14 protein-coding genes are annotated in these 16665 nt (G+C 36.4%); 5 read left to right on the forward strand and 9 right to left on the reverse strand.

The features are described from left to right. Positions 1-36: 36 nt before the first annotated feature. The 4 genes from ATK78_RS08320 to ATK78_RS08335 all read right to left on the reverse strand — a co-directional run bounded on the left by ATK78_RS08320 (position 37) and on the right by ATK78_RS08335 (position 4788). A complete protein-coding gene (locus ATK78_RS08320; protein ID WP_133575627.1) occupies positions 37-2763 on the reverse strand; it encodes a M14 family metallopeptidase in 2727 nt (908 codons plus the stop codon). Positions 2764-2862: 99 nt separating this feature from the next. After that, positions 2863-3672 carry a phosphatidate cytidylyltransferase gene (locus ATK78_RS08325; protein WP_133575628.1) on the reverse strand — a complete coding sequence of 270 codons (810 nt, stop codon included), beginning with the start codon at positions 3670-3672 and terminating at the stop codon, positions 2863-2865. Next, positions 3669-3875 carry a putative signal transducing protein gene (locus ATK78_RS08330; protein WP_133575629.1) on the reverse strand — a complete coding sequence of 69 codons (207 nt, stop codon included), beginning with the start codon at positions 3873-3875 and terminating at the stop codon, positions 3669-3671. The genes ATK78_RS08325 and ATK78_RS08330 overlap by 4 nt, the downstream gene beginning before the upstream one ends. Continuing rightward, positions 3859-4788, reverse strand: coding sequence for a CPBP family intramembrane glutamic endopeptidase (locus ATK78_RS08335; RefSeq protein ID WP_133575630.1), 930 nt, complete (start codon positions 4786-4788; stop codon positions 3859-3861). The genes ATK78_RS08330 and ATK78_RS08335 overlap by 17 nt, the downstream gene beginning before the upstream one ends. A gap of 53 nt (positions 4789-4841) precedes the next feature. On the opposite strand from ATK78_RS08335, the gene dusB reads away from it, so the two are divergent. Both dusB and apaG read left to right on the forward strand, forming a co-directional pair. Then, complete coding sequence (dusB, locus tag ATK78_RS08340) at positions 4842-5849, forward strand: tRNA dihydrouridine synthase DusB (RefSeq protein WP_133575631.1); 1008 nt, start codon at positions 4842-4844, stop codon at positions 5847-5849. A 33-nt stretch (positions 5850-5882) separates the two neighbouring features. Beyond that, positions 5883-6269, forward strand: a complete 387-nt coding sequence (apaG, locus tag ATK78_RS08345; protein WP_133575632.1) for a Co2+/Mg2+ efflux protein ApaG — start codon at positions 5883-5885, stop codon at positions 6267-6269. An 11-nt stretch (positions 6270-6280) separates the two neighbouring features. Here the strand turns inward: apaG and ATK78_RS08350 are convergent, their stop codons facing one another. Beyond that, positions 6281-6976 carry a zinc metallopeptidase gene (locus tag ATK78_RS08350; protein ID WP_133575633.1) on the reverse strand — a complete coding sequence of 232 codons (696 nt, stop codon included), beginning with the start codon at positions 6974-6976 and terminating at the stop codon, positions 6281-6283. Between the two features lie 85 nt (positions 6977-7061). Between ATK78_RS08350 and ATK78_RS08355 the strand changes: the two genes are divergently transcribed. Then, positions 7062-8393 (forward strand): DNA recombination protein RmuC, encoded by a 1332-nt coding sequence (locus ATK78_RS08355; RefSeq protein ID WP_133575634.1) that lies wholly within the window; start codon positions 7062-7064, stop codon positions 8391-8393. Here the strand turns inward: ATK78_RS08355 and thiL are convergent. Both thiL and nadA read right to left on the reverse strand, forming a co-directional pair. Beyond that, on the reverse strand, positions 8383-9423 hold the full coding sequence (thiL, locus tag ATK78_RS08360; protein WP_133575635.1) for a thiamine-phosphate kinase: 1041 nt from the start codon (positions 9421-9423) through the stop codon (positions 8383-8385). The genes ATK78_RS08355 and thiL overlap by 11 nt on opposite strands. A gap of 23 nt (positions 9424-9446) precedes the next feature. Continuing rightward, on the reverse strand, positions 9447-10439 hold the full coding sequence (gene nadA / locus ATK78_RS08365) for a quinolinate synthase NadA (RefSeq protein WP_133575636.1): 993 nt from the start codon (positions 10437-10439) through the stop codon (positions 9447-9449). Between the two features lie 399 nt (positions 10440-10838). Between nadA and nadB the strand changes: the two genes are divergently transcribed. Then, entirely contained in the window at positions 10839-12425 is a 1587-nt protein-coding gene (gene nadB / locus ATK78_RS08370) for an L-aspartate oxidase (RefSeq protein WP_133575637.1), read from the forward strand. Between the two features lie 3 nt (positions 12426-12428). Next, positions 12429-12938 carry a gamma carbonic anhydrase family protein gene (locus ATK78_RS08375; protein WP_133575638.1) on the forward strand — a complete coding sequence of 170 codons (510 nt, stop codon included), beginning with the start codon at positions 12429-12431 and terminating at the stop codon, positions 12936-12938. On the opposite strand, the gene ATK78_RS08380 is transcribed toward ATK78_RS08375, so the two are convergent. Together ATK78_RS08380 and mnmG are read right to left on the reverse strand one after the other, a co-directional pair. Further along, positions 12939-14567, reverse strand: a complete 1629-nt coding sequence (locus tag ATK78_RS08380; protein ID WP_133575639.1) for an Ig-like domain-containing protein — start codon at positions 14565-14567, stop codon at positions 12939-12941. It abuts the gene before it with no gap. Positions 14568-14710: 143 nt separating this feature from the next. Further along, positions 14711-16573 (reverse strand): tRNA uridine-5-carboxymethylaminomethyl(34) synthesis enzyme MnmG, encoded by a 1863-nt coding sequence (gene mnmG, locus ATK78_RS08385; RefSeq protein WP_133576418.1) that lies wholly within the window; start codon positions 16571-16573, stop codon positions 14711-14713. Positions 16574-16665 lie beyond the last annotated feature (92 nt).

Genomic DNA, 16665 nt, shown 5'->3' on the forward strand with positions numbered 1-16665 from the left:
ATTACAGCGCCATACCTGGTAACGTTAAGGGCTTTTTTAATTATTTAAATTATAAAGCTGGTTAAACAACAGCTTAAATGTACCATGTGTTTGCGCCCTAAAAGTGATTTCAGGACCAAATGCAACTAACTTTCCTTTGCCGGATCTGGCTTCAAAAGCAGCTACCCCATCCTGAAGATATGCTTGTCCCCAGGCCCAGCCGCTTCTAAGCGGCGTAGCGGTACTGAACCAGGCCAAAGGCTTGATCTGTCCGGAAGAAACGGCATTAGGTGCTATTTTAAATACCGGGCTGTTATCAAAATATACATCAGCATGCTGTTCCATTCCCCAGTTTGCAGTTTGACTGGTATCAAAGCTTACATTCAATACACTTCCCGGAATATAATACTTTTCTGCCGGAAGTCTTTTTTCTTCTCCATTTCCAGTCATTTCAACCATTGCATTACGAACAGGCAACTTTAAGTGGTATGCCAGGTTTGTACTGCTTCCAATGGTTACAATATCACCTCCGGCATCTAAAAATTCTTTCAGTTTGGGTATTGATTTATCCTGGCTAATCCTACCCAATCTATTTCTGTATTCTTCAGGAACTTCCTCCGGTTTTGGTCCAAAAGATCTCCCGGAATTGGTTACAGAGATACCTTCCTGCAAGGCTGGAATTGCTCCGCCTACAAAAATAATCACATCATATTTCGACTTAAGATTTCCCTTATCAATTTCTTCCGGATAAATGACAGATGCATTGAAGTGGTATTGTTCCATGATCCAGCGAACCCATCCGGAAGACATCGAGCCGCCATAAGTATCCCAAAGAGCAATTCGCGAAGGCGTGATTTTTTGTAATGACGATGGTTTTGTCTTTGCTGCATGAACCGTTAATCCCACCTTTCCGGCCGATTGATCGATACTTATTTTTGCTTTTGCAGAAGATGGAACATAGAAAGATCCATCAGATAGATTCCTATAAACGGTAACACCGGCCTTTAAAAGGTCATTAACCACATAATAAGAATCATTTAAAGAACCATTTAAAGTATACCCGGAAGCCGATGGTACTTTTCCAGAATTCAATTTAATGACCTCACCGTAATTCAGCCGCTCAAAAGGACCATTAAAATTATCCATGATCCGGTCAAATTTTACATTCATCATGTAGGCAAGTGTCCATCCGGCAGCATCATAGGGAGGAATCGGGGCACCCCCTTCGTATTTAAAATCGTTTGGGTGATCCTGAGGTTCAAACATGTCTAAAACATGCGGACGGAACGCCTGGTCTGTTTTTACAATATATGATCCTTTTGGATAATTTTTAGTGCCAACAGAAAAATCTGCTGTAGCTTTCTGCACCAATATACCCGTTTTGATCAATGCATTTAAAAACCGCACTGAAGTGGTCAGGTCGGGCTGATCAGCAGATATAATGTAACCTCTGGCATCTTTTAATGCAGGTGCTTTCATTACCGTATCATAGTATTTAACAGGCATTCCTGCCCTGTTATTTCCAGAAGCCGCTTTTTGATCTTTGGCATAGGCCAAATTAATGGCTTCCAGCTTTTTTGGAGAAAATGTCCAGCTGTCCTTACTTCCTCTTTCAATCGAATTTTTACCCATAAGATAGATATTGAAAAGCAATTCATCTTTATAACGCTGGGCATAATTAAGCACTGCATAATTCAAAGAAACCGAATAATCTATTGATTGTCTAAAATACCACTTTTGAGGAGTAACGGGATTTGGAGAATCGCTGTTAGGCAATAATCTGGCAGGAACAAGTGGAATTTCGGAAGGAGTGGGGCTGCCGACTATTTCTGTTAAAAGGCCAATAATATTGTGAAAATAAGTGGTGGTCCGCAAGCCGCCATTATACCACGTAGAAAATACAGAGCCGTTTCTTTGCGTATACCCAGGTTTATCTTCTGCATTTAAGCGATTGTGCATGGCTGCACCAACGGCATCCAGACTGGTCATTAAAACCGGATCAAAAACATAGTTAAATGGATCTCTATAAGGTGCGCCAGCAACAATAGTTCCTGCCGGCCCGGCCTGATGATGGTTATACATGATCTGAGGCAGCCATTCAACAAATAATTGCCTGCCAATATTTTGGGTCTCTTTCATATTTAGCATGAAGAAATCACGGTTATTATCATGGCCAATATACTTTTGATATAATCTGGGAACTCCTGAAAGTGTTCTTTTTGCAGGATCTTTTTCTCTCATATACCAGTTGCTGATCAGCTCTTGTCCATCAGGATTGGCATGTGTCATTAATATGATCACATCCTTTAATATTTTTTGAGTTTCAGGGTCTTTCTTTGTAGCAAGCTGCCATGCGGTTTCAATCAGTTGATGGATACCAACCGTTTCATTGGCATGAAGGCCTCCATCAATCCAAATCACCGCCTTTCCCTCATCAGCAAGAGCTTTAGCCTGCGCAGTGGTTAAACCTTCTGCATGAGCAAGCTTTTGAGAGATCTCTTTGTACCGATCTAAGTTCTTTAGGTTCTCCGGCGAAGAGACGATCAGCATATATTGGGTTCTGTCCTCTTCTGTCTTACCAATATCCACCAGTTTTACCCGGTCTGAAGTAGCCGCTAATTTTTTAAAATAGGCTTCAGTTTGAGTAAAGTTTGCCAATTGATAATCATCCCCAATAGAAAAACCAAAATGGTCTTTAGGACTTGGAATATTTTGTGCAAAGGAAATCTGGCTTCCTGTTAATAAACAAGCGATTAAAAAGCCCTTAAGTTTAAGCTTTGACATGGTAATGGTATAAAGTGTTGGTTTATACCAAATATAAATTACCTCCCTGATTTATAATAAGCTGCTATTGATTTGTTACAAAAATTTTGTTTAATGACCTTAATACAAAATTAAATATAAGTAGACATAAACTACAGGAGCTGCAAGCAGAAGTCCGTCAAAACGATCCAATAAACCACCATGACCAGGTAAAAAAGTCCCGGAATCTTTAGCATTCAGGCTTCTCTTCAGCATAGATTCTATCAAATCGCCAAGCGTACCAAAACAAACGATCAAAATGGACATACCCGCCCATATTCCTGCATGCATTTCTGTAAACCAAATGGATAGAAGATAAGAAATAATTACGCTGGTAAACATACCTCCAAAAAAACCCTCCCACGACTTTTTTGGGGAATGGCGTTCAAATAACCTGGTTTTACCAAATTTAACCCCAAACAGATATGCTCCAGTATCGTTGCCCCACAACAAAAGTAAAAATGCCAGCGGCAAATGGAAATTATAGTTCAGGTTATTGTTTAAAAAGCCTAATGAATAAAAAAAACAAAAAGGTGCGGTAACATAAATAAAGCCCACAAAAGTATAGGATATGTTTGCGAATGGAATTTTCTCCTTTTTATACAACTCACTGATAAATACAGAAAAGAGCAGGGGTACCAGTAACAATAAGTATTTTACTTCAAATTGCAGATAATGAAAGCCAGCAGTCATCAAAAAAATTAGTGCAGCAGCGAATACAGCAATATTACGATGCGGTCTGATCCCTGCCGTTTTAATCAATTTAAAAAACTCAAGCAGGCTTGCCAGACTTAAGATCAAATAAAAAAAACTGAAAACATAACTTCCTAAAAAGATGGATCCCAGCATTGCAATGGTAAAAAAGAATGCGGTTATAGCTCTTGTTTTCATTCAATATTAATTTCTGAAATGTAAGCCGTTGCTTTATCAAAATTATCCGGATGTACCAATACTGTCAATACGCCAAAGCTTTTATAGGATGAATCCTGCTTATTCAATACCACAGCAGGGATTCCATTTTCTTCTAAAGCTTGTTTAATGATCTCTGCTTCATAAGGATTTTCTGTGATGTAAACTTTAATCCAATCGTTCATTAGTAATTTGTGTTTTATTTTTAAAATATAAGAATACAAGTATGGTCAGTACAAAACTGATCACATAGCCATACCAGGTAAAAGATGCCGTATTATCTAATTCAGACAAAGGTATATTGTTTTTTTGCATATACCATGCTGCACATACTGCATACCCGTTATTTAAAAAATGTGCAAACATCGCATACCATAAGCTTCCACTCCAAAAATACAGATATCCAAAGCCGGCCCCAAGCAACAATCTAGGAAAAAAACCATAGAACTGAAAATGGATCGCGCTAAATATAACTGCAGAGATCCAGATCGCTACATGTGGATTTTTAACTATTTTGGTAAAAGAGCGCTGAATACCTCCTCTAAACATCAATTCTTCAGCTATTCCCGGAAGTAAGGCAATCATAAAAAGATTGATCAACAAATCTTTAATTGAATTCATTTTAAGCAATAGAAATGTGGTTCTCATGGCTTCATCTTCCTTCTCCCTCATCCAATGCTCCAGCTCTTTTAAACTTTCGGGCAAAACCATCTTTTGGTTCAACAGCGCAACCCATTCCATTAGCGGCATGGAAACGGTCATAATTACAAATACCAAGGCAATCAGTTTGATCTCTGGTTTTTTAAATCCATAAAATACACTTGGTCTTTTACCTTCCGTTAATGCCAGAAAAAGCGGGGGAGCTAAAAATAAACCAGCGGAAGTTGCAATCATCAGAATTTGTAATCCGGCAATTGAATTTGGATCACTACCCGTTAATATAGCAGGATTGATCAGTACCTGCTTCCCATAAATTATAAAAATGAGTATAAATGCTAAAATTGAACCAATCAAAATACCAGCAATGGCATAAACGATCAGCATCAATAACTGTATAAAACCAGAGTTTTCCGGTCTTTCTTTTTGTATAAAATCCATTGTTTGTAATATTTGTACCTTTGTACTTTGAAATTTGGTTTGAAGATAGAAAAATGTCTGTAAAGATAGGAAATATTGATCTGGGAGAATTCCCTTTATTGCTTGCACCGATGGAAGATGTAAGTGATCCTCCGTTTCGGTTTGTTTGTAAACAGAATGGGGTAGATATGATGTATACTGAATTCATCTCCTCAGAAGGATTGATCAGAGATGCAGCTAAAAGCAGGGCAAAGCTTGATATTTTTGAATATGAACGCCCAATAGGTATCCAGATCTTTGGTAGTGAAATTGATCACATGCGTGAAGCCACAGAGATAGCTTCGCTTGCAGGTCCGGATCTGATGGATATCAATTACGGTTGTCCCGTTAAAAATGTGGCTTGCAGGGGAGCTGGTTCCGCCTTATTACAGGATATTGATAAGATGGTAAAAATGACAGATGCTGTTGTTAAAGCCACTCATTTACCGGTAACTGTTAAAACGCGGTTAGGCTGGGATGATACAACCAAAAATGTAGAAGAAGTAGCAGAACGTTTACAAGATATCGGAATCCAGGCGCTAACAATTCACGGCAGAACACGTGCTCAATTGTATAAAGGTGAAGCAGACTGGACACTCATCCGTGAGATCAAAAGAAATCCGCGCATAAAAATTCCAATATTTGGAAATGGTGATGTAGATAGCATCCGGAAAGCCGCAGATTGGAGGCTTGAGTATGAGATTGATGGAATTATGATTGGCAGAGCTGCAATAGGATATCCATGGATATTCAGAGAGATTAAACACTTCTTTGCTACGGGTAAGGTCCTTGCCGGTCCAACTGTAGAAGAACGTGTATCAGTCTGCAGAACACACTTTGAAAAATCAATAGCCTGGAAGGGGCCAAGGGTTGGTGTTTTTGAAATGCGCAGACATTATGCAAACTATTTCAAAGGTTTACCAGATTTTAAAAATTATAGAATGCAATTGGTAAAGGAAGAAAATATTGAAACTATTCATAATATACTAGACGAAGTGGCAGATAAATTCGATAATATTCATCCTATTGGTGAAATGGCTTGATTTTTGAAAAAAGTTTTTTAAATTAGTTTTAAAATGGTTACAGCTATAACACAGGGAGTTAAAATATCAGTAGAGACTGTCTACCAGGATGAGTATTCTAATCCTGCGAACGAGCATTTTATGTTTGCCTACAGAATTAATATAGAGAATTTATCTGAATATTCAATCCAACTCAAAAGACGCCAATGGTTCATTTTTGATTCTAATGGCACCCAAAGAGAAGTAGAAGGAGAGGGTGTTGTAGGTCTGCAGCCTGTTATAGAACCAGGAGAAAATTATTCATACGATTCCGGATGTCATTTAACAACAGATATTGGCAACATGAGTGGCAATTATTTGATGCAAAGACTGGCAGATGAAACTGAATTTACAGTAGAAATTCCTGAATTCCAACTGATCGTTCCTTACCGGTTAAATTAACCCGCATTCATTTAATCACGGTTTCTTCCCATTAAAATAGACAAGTAATAGATCAGGTTTGTCATTGCACCCAATGCAGCAATTACATAGGTCATGGCTGCCCACCATAAAGCGTCTTTAGCCTGGCTATGCTCTTCAGTAGTATACAACACCCCTTTATTATTTTTTAACCAGGTCAGTGCCCTTCTGCTGGCATCAAATTCTACGGGGAGCGTTATAAAACTAAATATGGTAATTAAAATTAATCCCGCAACGCCTATTGCCAATACAATTGGATTAAATGTAAATGCAATTAAAAACACACCAATGATCAATACCCATTGTAATAAATTTGATGTGATACTAACTACAGGAACCATATTGGTTCTTAAATTTAACCAGGAATAAGATACTGCATGCTGCATAGCATGGCCACATTCATGAGCGGCTACTGCTGCCGCTGCAACACTTCTTCCATAATATACATCAGTACTTAAATTGATGGTTTTTTCTTCAGGATTGTAATGATCTGAAAGCTGTCCATCCGTACTCATTATTTTTACATCAAATATCCCATTATCATGCAGCATTTTTTCAGCCACCTCTTTGCCAGAAAATCCCGAGTTCAATTGCATTTCTGCATATTTTGAAAATTTACTTCTAAATCGCCATTGCACAAACATGCTTAATATAAGAACCGGGATTATTAAAAAAAAATAAAGACCCATTTTCGTTAGTGTATGTTTTTCAGATAGTTTAAATCAAAAAGCGTTCCCTTTTTAATTATAATGAAAAATAACATAAATTTATACCATGACAGATCTTCTTCTCCTCATTCTAATCCTACTAATTTTAATAGTAGCTGTTGTCATTATCATAAAAAAACCGGTTAAAAATGAACACCATTTGTTGCTCCTGGAACTTAAAGAAACAGAACATCAGAAAACATTAAGCTGGTTAAAAGAAGAAAAATTAAAGCTTGAAGATGAATTGAATGACTTGCGCATCAATTATATGAATGAGCGGAGCAAAACCATCAAAGCCGAAGAAAACCTGATCGCTCAGCGAAATAAAGAAATAGAGCAAAATAAATACCTGGCTGATCTGCAGCAAAAATTTAAGCTTGAATTTGAAAACATAGCCAATAGAGTTCTTGATGATAAAACAGCACGGTTTACAGAGCAGAACCGTACTAATTTAGACCTCATTTTAAATCCGCTTAAAGAAAATATAAAAGCTTTTGAAGAGAAGGTAGATAAAGTTTATAAGTCAGAATCTGATGAAAGAAACATATTAAAGGGCGTAATTTCTCAATTAATGGATCAAAGTAAACAGATCCAGGAAGATGCCAACAACTTAACCAGGGCACTTAAAGGCGATAGTAAAAAACAAGGCAATTGGGGCGAGGTAATTTTAGAACGCATATTAGAACGTTCCGGATTAATTAAAGACAGGGAATACCGGATACAAACTAATTTAAACCATTCTGATGGAAATAGATTTCAACCCGATGTAATTATAGATCTTCCGGATGATAAACAGGTGATTGTTGATGCAAAAGTGTCTCTAACAGCATATGAAAGACTGGTATCTGCAGATACGGACGAAGAAAGAGAACTATATTTAAAACAACACCTGGTATCTATTAAAAGTCATATACAAGGCTTATCCGGAAAAAATTACCATGAATTATATCAAATCAATTCACCGGATTTTGTTCTGCTTTTTATTCCTATAGAATCTTCCTTTGGTATTGCAGTACAACAAGATGCAGAACTATTTAATTATGCCTGGGACCGTAAAGTAGTTATCGTAAGTCCATCTACATTATTGGCTACCTTAAGAACCATAGCCAGCATTTGGAAACAGGAGAGACAAAATAGAAATGTATTGGAAATAGCACGTCTCAGTGGAAATATGTACGATAAATTTGTAGGCTTTTTAACAGATATGGAAAGTATTGGTAAAAATATAAAACAAAGTCAGGATGCATATGACAGGGCTTTAAATAAACTATCTACAGGAGCGGGTAATTTATCCAATACTTCAGAAAAAATTAAAAAATTAGGTGCCAAAGCAACCAAACAAATTGACACCAAATTTTTAGACAATACCCTACCTGATGAGGAATCTTCTATAGACTAAAAGCATTCCAGCCCTGGGCTTTTATTTCATGTACAACATTAGATTTTGAGATCATGTTACATCCGGAATTTTTATCCGTGATATGACCAATGATACTAATATCCACATCATTTTTCAATTTATCGTAGTCAGATTGTTTAATTGTAAATAACAATTCATAATCTTCACCACCACTTAACGCACAAACCGTAGGGTCTAAGCCCAGCTCCCTGGCTGTTTCATAAGTAACCGGATCAATGGGTATTTTTTCCTCATAAAGATTGCATCCCTTTTCAGATTGGTTACAAATGTGTAAAATTTCTGAAGCTAAACCATCAGAAACATCAATCATTGATGTAGGCTTAATTCCCATCTGAGCAAGCAGATCAACAATATCCCTTCTCCCTTCCGGCTTTAACTGGCGTTCAATGATATAATCTTTACCTTCAAGATCAGGCTGAATATTTGGGTTTTCAATGAAGACAAGCTTTTCACGCTCTAAAATTTGAAGGCCAACATAAGCACCACCCAGGTCACCAGATACACACAATAAATCACCCTCCTGAGCACCATTTCTATAACAAATATCTTTTTTATCGGCATAACCAATACTGGTTACACTAATTACCAACCCTTGTTTACTTGTGGAAGTGTCCCCACCAATCAGATCAATATTAAATTTATTGCAGGCAAGTTCAATACCCTTATAAATTTCTTCAACAGCCTCCAATGGAAACTTGCTCGATAAGCCAATAGAAACTGTGATCTGAGTAGCAATACCATTCATCGCATAAATATCGCTTAGATTGACTTGTACAGCTTTATAGCCCAAATGCATAAGCGGTACATAGGCCAGATCAAAATGTATTCCTTCTAACAAAAGATCAGTTGATATTAATACCTCTTTGTCTTTAAAATTAAGCACTGCAGCATCGTCGCCAATTCCTTTTATACTGCTTTCATGCCTTACCTTAAAATTATCAGTTAAATGTTTGATCAGGCCAAATTCCCCCAATTCTGCTATATCTGTACGTTCTTTATTTTCAAACATGTTTTTATTTTTAGTATCAATAACTATAAACCCAGCTGGGCTGATATTTCAAGCATTCTTGCTATCGGTTTACGGGCCAGTTCAATAATATCAGCAGGAACGGTTACTTCCGGTAATCCATTTTTTAAACACAAATACAATTTTTCAAGTGTATTTCTTTTCATATAAGGACAATCATTACAAGCACAACTGTTATTTGGAGGGGCCGGAATAAATGTTTTATCCGGATTGGCTTTTTCCATCTGGTGAATAATCCCGCTTTCAGTGGCTACAATAAATTCTTTAGCATCACTCTTTACCGTGTAATTTAATAATCCTGTTGTAGATCCTATATAATCAGCCATTTTCAGCACCGCTTCTTCACATTCAGGATGAGCTATGAATCTAGCATTGGGATGGCGTTCTTTCAACTTGGTTATTTTCTCCCTGGAAAATATCTCGTGAACCATACATGCACCATTCCAAAGTACCAGGTCTCTTCCTGTTTTTTTAGCTACCCAGGCTCCCAGGTTCTTATCCGGACCGAATATTATTTTTTGATCCTTAGGCAAGCTTTCCACAATCTGAACGGCATTTGTAGAAGTACAAACAATATCACTCAAAGCCTTTAATTCTGCCGTACAATTCACATAGGTGATCACCACATGATCAGGATACTTTTCTTTAAATTTCTTGAATAAATGTGGCGGGCAACTATCTGCTAATGAGCATCCTGCTTTTAAATCAGGTAATAGGACCGTTTTATCCGGTGAAAGTATTTTCGCAGTTTCAGCCATAAAGTGAACACCGGCAAATACAATCACGTCAGCTTCAGTTTTGGCTGCTTCTTGAGAAAGACCTAAACTATCGCCTATATAATCTGCTATATCCTGAATATCAGGTTCTTGGTAATAATGTGCCAGTATAATTGCATTTTTCTCCTTTTTTAATTTTTCTATTTCAACAAAAAGATCAAGTGTTGGATCAATCTTTTCGTCGATAAAACCTTTTCTATTTAATTCCTCTAAGGTATCCATTTTCAACAGTTCAATAAATTATAATTATTTAATATAAATAGATTTCTATTGTTTATTAGTGTGTTGGTATTGTGTATAAATACTTTTTTAAAATGCCATTTTATGACTTGTTGTTTACTTATCAACATTTAAAATGCATTTTAATTTAAAATATATGCTCATTTCCAACTTGATATAATTTGCTCCAGAAACTTATCAATACCAAAATGTGTATTGTTAGGTAGTGTGTAAAAAGTTAATAAACTATGCAAAGTTGCTCAAAAATAACTTAAAAGATTGTGTCAAATTACCATTTTAGCTTAGCTTTAAACATTCAAACTTATTTGTTCTATTTATTTAGACATGAAATTAACAATTATATCAACGTTGTTAACAAAGTAGTGTAATTAACACATTTCAATGAGAAAAGTAGATTTTTTAGTTATTGGGTCGGGCATAGCTGGTTTAAGCTTTGCTTTAAAGGCTGCAAAGCATGGTAAGGTTCTAATTGTTACTAAATCAAATGAAGATGAGTCAAATACTAAATATGCCCAGGGTGGGGTAGCCGTAGTAGTTGATAAAGACGATTCATTTGAAAAACATATTGAAGATACACTGATCGCAGGTGATGGATTGTGTGATAAAAGTATTGTTGAGATTGTAGTAAAAGAAGGCCCTCAGCGAATACAAGAGATTATAGATTACGGGATTAACTTTGATAAGGATCAAAAAGGGGTATATGATCTTGCAAAAGAAGGTGGGCATTCAGAACACCGGGTATTGCATTATAAAGATGTAACCGGATATGAAATAGAGAGTGTGCTGCTAAAGCAAATCCATGAAAATGATAACATAGAGATATTAACACATTACTTTTGTTTAGAGCTAATCACTCAGCATCACCTGGGGGTACATGTTGATAAGAGCACCGAAGATATCAACTGTTATGGTATATATGCCTTTAACACAGAGCTTAACGATGTGGAAAAGATTTTAGCAAAGGTAACCATAATGGCTTCCGGCGGCGCAGGACATATCTATTCCAGTACTACAAATCCCGTCATTGCTACAGGTGATGGAATGGCGATGGTTTATCGTGCAAAAGGAAAAGTGAGGAATATGGAATTTATTCAGTTTCATCCAACAGCATTATACCATCCGGGAGAGTATCCGGCGTTCTTAATTTCTGAAGCAGTAAGAGGTTTTGGAGGTGTTTTAAGAAGAAAGAATGGTGATGAATTTATGTATGAGTACGATAAAAGAGGGTCTTTAGCACCCCGTGATATTGTAGCCAGGGCTATAGATGCAGAAATGAAAAAGTCGGGTGAAGATTTTGTCTACCTCGATATACGAAACAGAAAGAAATCGGATATACTCGCACATTTTCCAAATATCTATGCAAAATGTTTATCTATTGGAATAGATATGACCAAAGATCTGATTCCGGTTACGCCAGCTGCCCATTATATGTGCGGAGGTATTTTGGTTGATGAGTATGGAAGATCCTCTATAAAGAATCTATACGCCTGTGGTGAGTGTTCATCTACCGGATTGCATGGAGCGAACAGGTTAGCATCTAATTCATTACTGGAAGCACCAGTTTTTGCCCATCGTATTTATGAAGATGCGGTAGAACATTTCAAGAATATCGTTATTCCGGATACCATTCCGGAATGGAATGAACATGGGGTAACACAATCTAATGAAGATATTCTGGTTACACATAATTTAAGGGAAATGCAGAAATTGATGAGTGATTATGTGGGTATAGTCCGTTCAGATTTTAGGTTGGAGCGTGCCATGAGGCGGTTATATTTATTATATCAGGAAACGGAAGATTTCTATAAGGAAAATAAAGTTTCTGTAAAGCTTTGCGAACTAAGAAATGTAATACAGGTTGCCTATATTGTAATTAAATCTGCAATGGCCAGGAAAGAGAGCAGGGGATTACATTATACCACAGATTATCCAAATCATCAGTCAGAATTAACAGATACCATTTTTTAAGTTATGCCAGTTATATTACCAGTAAAAGATAAACATCCGGTTTGGGGAGAAGATTGTTTCATAGCACCAAATGCAACAATTGTTGGAAATGTAACAATGGGTAAAAACTGTTCAGTATGGTTTAATGCGGTAATCAGAGGAGATGTAAACCACATTACCATTGGTGACGAAAGTAATATACAAGATGGTGCTGTAATCCATGCAACGTATTTAAAAGCAGCAACGGTAATTGGTAACCGGGTATCAATAGGTCACAATGCAATCGTACATGGCTGCACACTTAATGATCACATATTGATCGGCATGGGTGCTATAGTAATGGATCATGTTATCGTCGAAGATTATACCATTATTGCTGCAGGATCTGTAGTCTTGGAAAATACTTATTGTGAAGGCGGATATATTTATGCAGGAACTCCGGCAAAAAAAATAAAACCCATTAATGAGGAGCAAAGGGCTTTATTGAATAAGCTTCCGGATAACTATATTATGTATTCAGAGTGGTTTAAATAACTACTCTTTTGGGATCGTAATGACGTCATTACGATCCCAATTGGCACGTATAGAGAGTTCTTTAGGTTCATACCATATTCGTTCAGGCTGTAGTTTTTCAGCAATATTACCCGTATCCCAGCTGCCATTTTTATTGGTATCATAAACAATTCGAATAAAGTATATACCGGCCTTATATTTGGTAAAACTAACAGAAGTATCTTGCCGTACAACAATTTTATTGATTACATTTTTGAGTTCATTAACTACTTCAAGAATATAACTTTTGTCCTTTTCAGGGGTAATAACTTTTACATTTAATGTTCCATAATCGTCTTTGTTGGCTAGTTCAAAAGAAGTATTCACCTCTTTATTCTTAGTATTAAATATAGCAGAAACAGCCTCTGCACCTAATTTTATATCATAGATTCGCTTCGCTTTCCAGGGATAAACAAAGACATAGGAAAGAAAGTCGAGGCTATCTTTTTTAACTGTAAAGTTTTTCCGTTCAACAGAATCTTCCAATAGCGTGATCTTGCTGATATCTATATTTTCTATTGGGAGGTTGAAGTATATTTTTAAAGGTTTATAGGGATTTAATAAACGATTCTCCAGGCTAAAGGTTGGATTAACAGATCGGCTATAGGTTTCTTTTTTTCCCCTAGTAATTGTGGTAGTTTGTAATAGTTTGCCTTCGTCTTTAAGAACTATTTTTGTAGAATCAAAACTAAGATCTGTTAACCAAATTTTTAATGAATCATTATTTTTAGAGAACCTTATTTTTTTACCGGCATCTAATGCGGCAGGATCTGAGATATTGACTTCAGGACGTTTTAGTTTTTGATTAAAAGCAAAAGATATACTTCCGTCAGTGTTGAGTCTGCGGTCTAAAATTCTAAAATTGGATGCATTTTCTTTAAAAATATTTAATACTAAACTATCTACATTTCTTTTTAGTACTATTGAATCCTTAATAAATCCAACTTCGTCAGTAGCCTGCTGATAAATTCGGTCACCATTCTTTTCCTTTATGGCGTAAATTTTATAGGTATCTTCTCTTAAATTATTCAGACTAAAATTTCCGCTGCTATCTGTTGTTGTATAAATTGAAGGTTTGTATTTACCAAAGATCGTATCCCGGTTAAGTGGTATGATTAAAGCGACAGCATCCAGTTCAGGTAATCCAGTAATTGAATTGATCACTCTTCCTTTTATACTCAGTGAATCTAATTTTGGGCCGGTTGAAAATACGTACGTAAAATTTTTAACAGGATTGCTTTCATTAATATCTGCAATAGAATTTCCAAAATTTAGGGTGTATGTTGTATTTTTCTCTAAAGTGTCCTGAAACGTAATTTCTAAGCTTTTCTGTTTTACCTTTAAAGTAGGAGCAATGGCAAGGTCCGGAGAAATTGAAAACTCTTTAACTTGATTCTGAATTTTGAAGTACTCATCAAATTGAATAACGATCTTTTCTGCTTTGAAGTTTGTAGACAAATTTTCGGGACTCATTTTTAGAACCTTAGGCGGAGTAGTGTCTCTTGGGCCACCCTGTATCTGTTGAGGGCTTGCACATCCATACAATAAGGTTAAAGCTGAAATAAGATAAGCAGAACTTCTTATAATTTGTGTTAAGCTAATTTTGGCCATTTATATGCTTTTTGTTAGTTTTTTTGCTTGTTTTAATATATAAGTCAGAAAATTCTTAAAAGTGTCTTAAATCGCATTAAAAGGCGTCATTAATATTTCTTTATTTATAACATACAATTATCTGATTTACAGATAATTGTATGTTATCTACTTATATGAACCATTAAAACCGATATATCAGACGGCGAAACTCCCGATATTCTTGATGCCTGACCTAATGTTCTCGGTTTTATCTTCAATAATTTCTCTCTTGCTTCTTTTGATAAAGATACAAGCTGTGAATAATCAAAATTGGGATTAATATCTTTATCTTCCATCTTTTGCATTTTATTTACAATCTCCTGTTCCTTTTCAAAATAGCTTTCATATTTAATTTTTATTTCTGCCTGTTCGATAGTAACCTGATCAAAATTATTTAAATATTCATTGAAGACAGAACTAACCGTTCTGATCTCATTTATTCCAACTTGAGGCCTACTTAGTAAACTAAACAATTTTACATTTTGATTTAGTGGGCTTGTTCCCAATTCTTCGAGTAAAGAATTAGCAGCAGTCATTTCAATTCCTTGTTTTTTAGAGAACTCAACAATCGCATCAGAATTGGCAATCTTGTCATTCACCAGATTTAATCTTTCATCATTGATCAATCCCAAAGCATGGCCAATAGGGGAGAGCCTGATATCAGCATTGTCTTGTCTCAATAATAACCGGTGTTCAGCTCTCGATGTAAACATCCGATAAGGTTCTTCAGTACCTTTTGTTACCAGGTCATCTATTAAAACGCCTATATATGATTCAGAACGCTTCATGATCAGTTCATGTAGGTCATTAACCTTCTGATGCGCATTAATTCCGGCTATAAATCCCTGACTAGCAGCCTCTTCATATCCTGTAGTTCCATTTATTTGCCCAGCAAAGAATAAATTACTGATTAATTTGGTTTCAAGTGTTAAGCCCAGTTGAGTAGGTGGAAAATAATCATATTCAATGGCATAACCAGGTCTAAACATCTTTGCATTTTCGAAACCTGGTATTTGAATTAATGCTTTATATTGAATATCTTCAGGTAAGGAAGTAGAAAATCCATTTACATATATTTCGCAGGTATTCCATCCTTCAGGTTCAACAAATATTTGGTGGCGCTCACGCTCAGCAAATCGATTTATTTTATCTTCAATAGAAGGGCAGTACCTTGGACCAAGACCTTTAATTCGGCCGGTAAACATAGGCGATTTTTCAAAACCTTCTTTTAAAGTTTCGTGCACATTTAGATTGGTATAGGTAATCCAGCAGCAACGTTGTTCAGTTGGACGCTCAACATCAGTATAAGAAAATCTTCCTGGATTTTGATCTCCCCATTGTTCTTCCATCAAGCTATAATTTAAAGAACGGCCATCAATTCTGGGAGGTGTACCAGTCTTCATTCTGCCGGCTTCAAAACCCAAAGTTGTCAATTGTTCGGTAATTCCCGTGGCAGCCTTTTCACCAGTTCTTCCGCCTCCAAATTTTTTCTCTCCAATATGAATCAATCCGTTTAAGAAAGTTCCATTTGTTAAAATTACAGACTTACCTCTAATTTCTACTCCGAGAGAAGTTTTAACACCAACAACCGTATTATTTTTAATTAGAAGGCTTGATACCATATCTTGCCAGAAGTCTACATTTGGCGTCCGCTCTAAAGCAAGCCTCCATTCTTCAGCAAATCTTTTGCGGTCATTTTGAGCGCGTGGACTCCACATTGCAGGACCCTTAGATAGGTTAAGCATTCTAAATTGCAGTGTGGTTTTATCTGCGATAATTCCAGAATAACCACCCATAGCATCAATTTCCCGCACAATTTGCCCCTTTGCAACACCGCCCATAGCAGGGTTACAACTCATCTGAGCTATAGTTTCCATGTTCATAGTAATCAGCAGAACAGAAGAACCAAGATTTGCAGCAGCGGCAGCGGCCTCACATCCAGCATGGCCAGCACCGACAACAATTACGTCATATTCTTTAAACATCAGTAGAAGTTTATATGTTTCACGTGGAACTTCAATAAATATACATAAAGTATATATGTGTTGTTTCACGTGGAACGTTGTAATTTTATCAC

The organism is Pedobacter metabolipauper, assembly GCF_004362715.1.
In the GTDB taxonomy this organism is placed as follows: domain Bacteria; phylum Bacteroidota; class Bacteroidia; order Sphingobacteriales; family Sphingobacteriaceae; genus Pedobacter; species Pedobacter metabolipauper.

Excerpts from the sequence above, each read along its gene's own strand:
- ATK78_RS08320 (WP_133575627.1), bottom strand. The coding sequence starts at position 2,763 with ATGTCAAAGCTTAAACTTAAGGGCTTTTTAATCGCTTGTTTATTAACA.
- ATK78_RS08325 (WP_133575628.1), bottom strand. The coding sequence starts at position 3,672 with ATGAAAACAAGAGCTATAACCGCATTCTTTTTTACCATTGCAATGCTG.
- ATK78_RS08330 (WP_133575629.1), bottom strand. The coding sequence starts at position 3,875 with ATGAACGATTGGATTAAAGTTTACATCACAGAAAATCCTTATGAAGCA.
- ATK78_RS08335 (WP_133575630.1), bottom strand. The coding sequence starts at position 4,788 with ATGGATTTTATACAAAAAGAAAGACCGGAAAACTCTGGTTTTATACAG.
- dusB (WP_133575631.1), top strand. The coding sequence starts at position 4,842 with ATGTCTGTAAAGATAGGAAATATTGATCTGGGAGAATTCCCTTTATTG.
- apaG (WP_133575632.1), top strand. The coding sequence starts at position 5,883 with ATGGTTACAGCTATAACACAGGGAGTTAAAATATCAGTAGAGACTGTC.
- ATK78_RS08350 (WP_133575633.1), bottom strand. The coding sequence starts at position 6,976 with ATGGGTCTTTATTTTTTTTTAATAATCCCGGTTCTTATATTAAGCATG.
- ATK78_RS08355 (WP_133575634.1), top strand. The coding sequence starts at position 7,062 with ATGACAGATCTTCTTCTCCTCATTCTAATCCTACTAATTTTAATAGTA.
- thiL (WP_133575635.1), bottom strand. The coding sequence starts at position 9,423 with ATGTTTGAAAATAAAGAACGTACAGATATAGCAGAATTGGGGGAATTT.
- nadA (WP_133575636.1), bottom strand. The coding sequence starts at position 10,439 with ATGGATACCTTAGAGGAATTAAATAGAAAAGGTTTTATCGACGAAAAG.
- nadB (WP_133575637.1), top strand. The coding sequence starts at position 10,839 with ATGAGAAAAGTAGATTTTTTAGTTATTGGGTCGGGCATAGCTGGTTTA.
- ATK78_RS08375 (WP_133575638.1), top strand. The coding sequence starts at position 12,429 with ATGCCAGTTATATTACCAGTAAAAGATAAACATCCGGTTTGGGGAGAA.
- ATK78_RS08380 (WP_133575639.1), bottom strand. The coding sequence starts at position 14,567 with ATGGCCAAAATTAGCTTAACACAAATTATAAGAAGTTCTGCTTATCTT.
- mnmG (WP_133576418.1), bottom strand. The coding sequence starts at position 16,573 with ATGTTTAAAGAATATGACGTAATTGTTGTCGGTGCTGGCCATGCTGGA.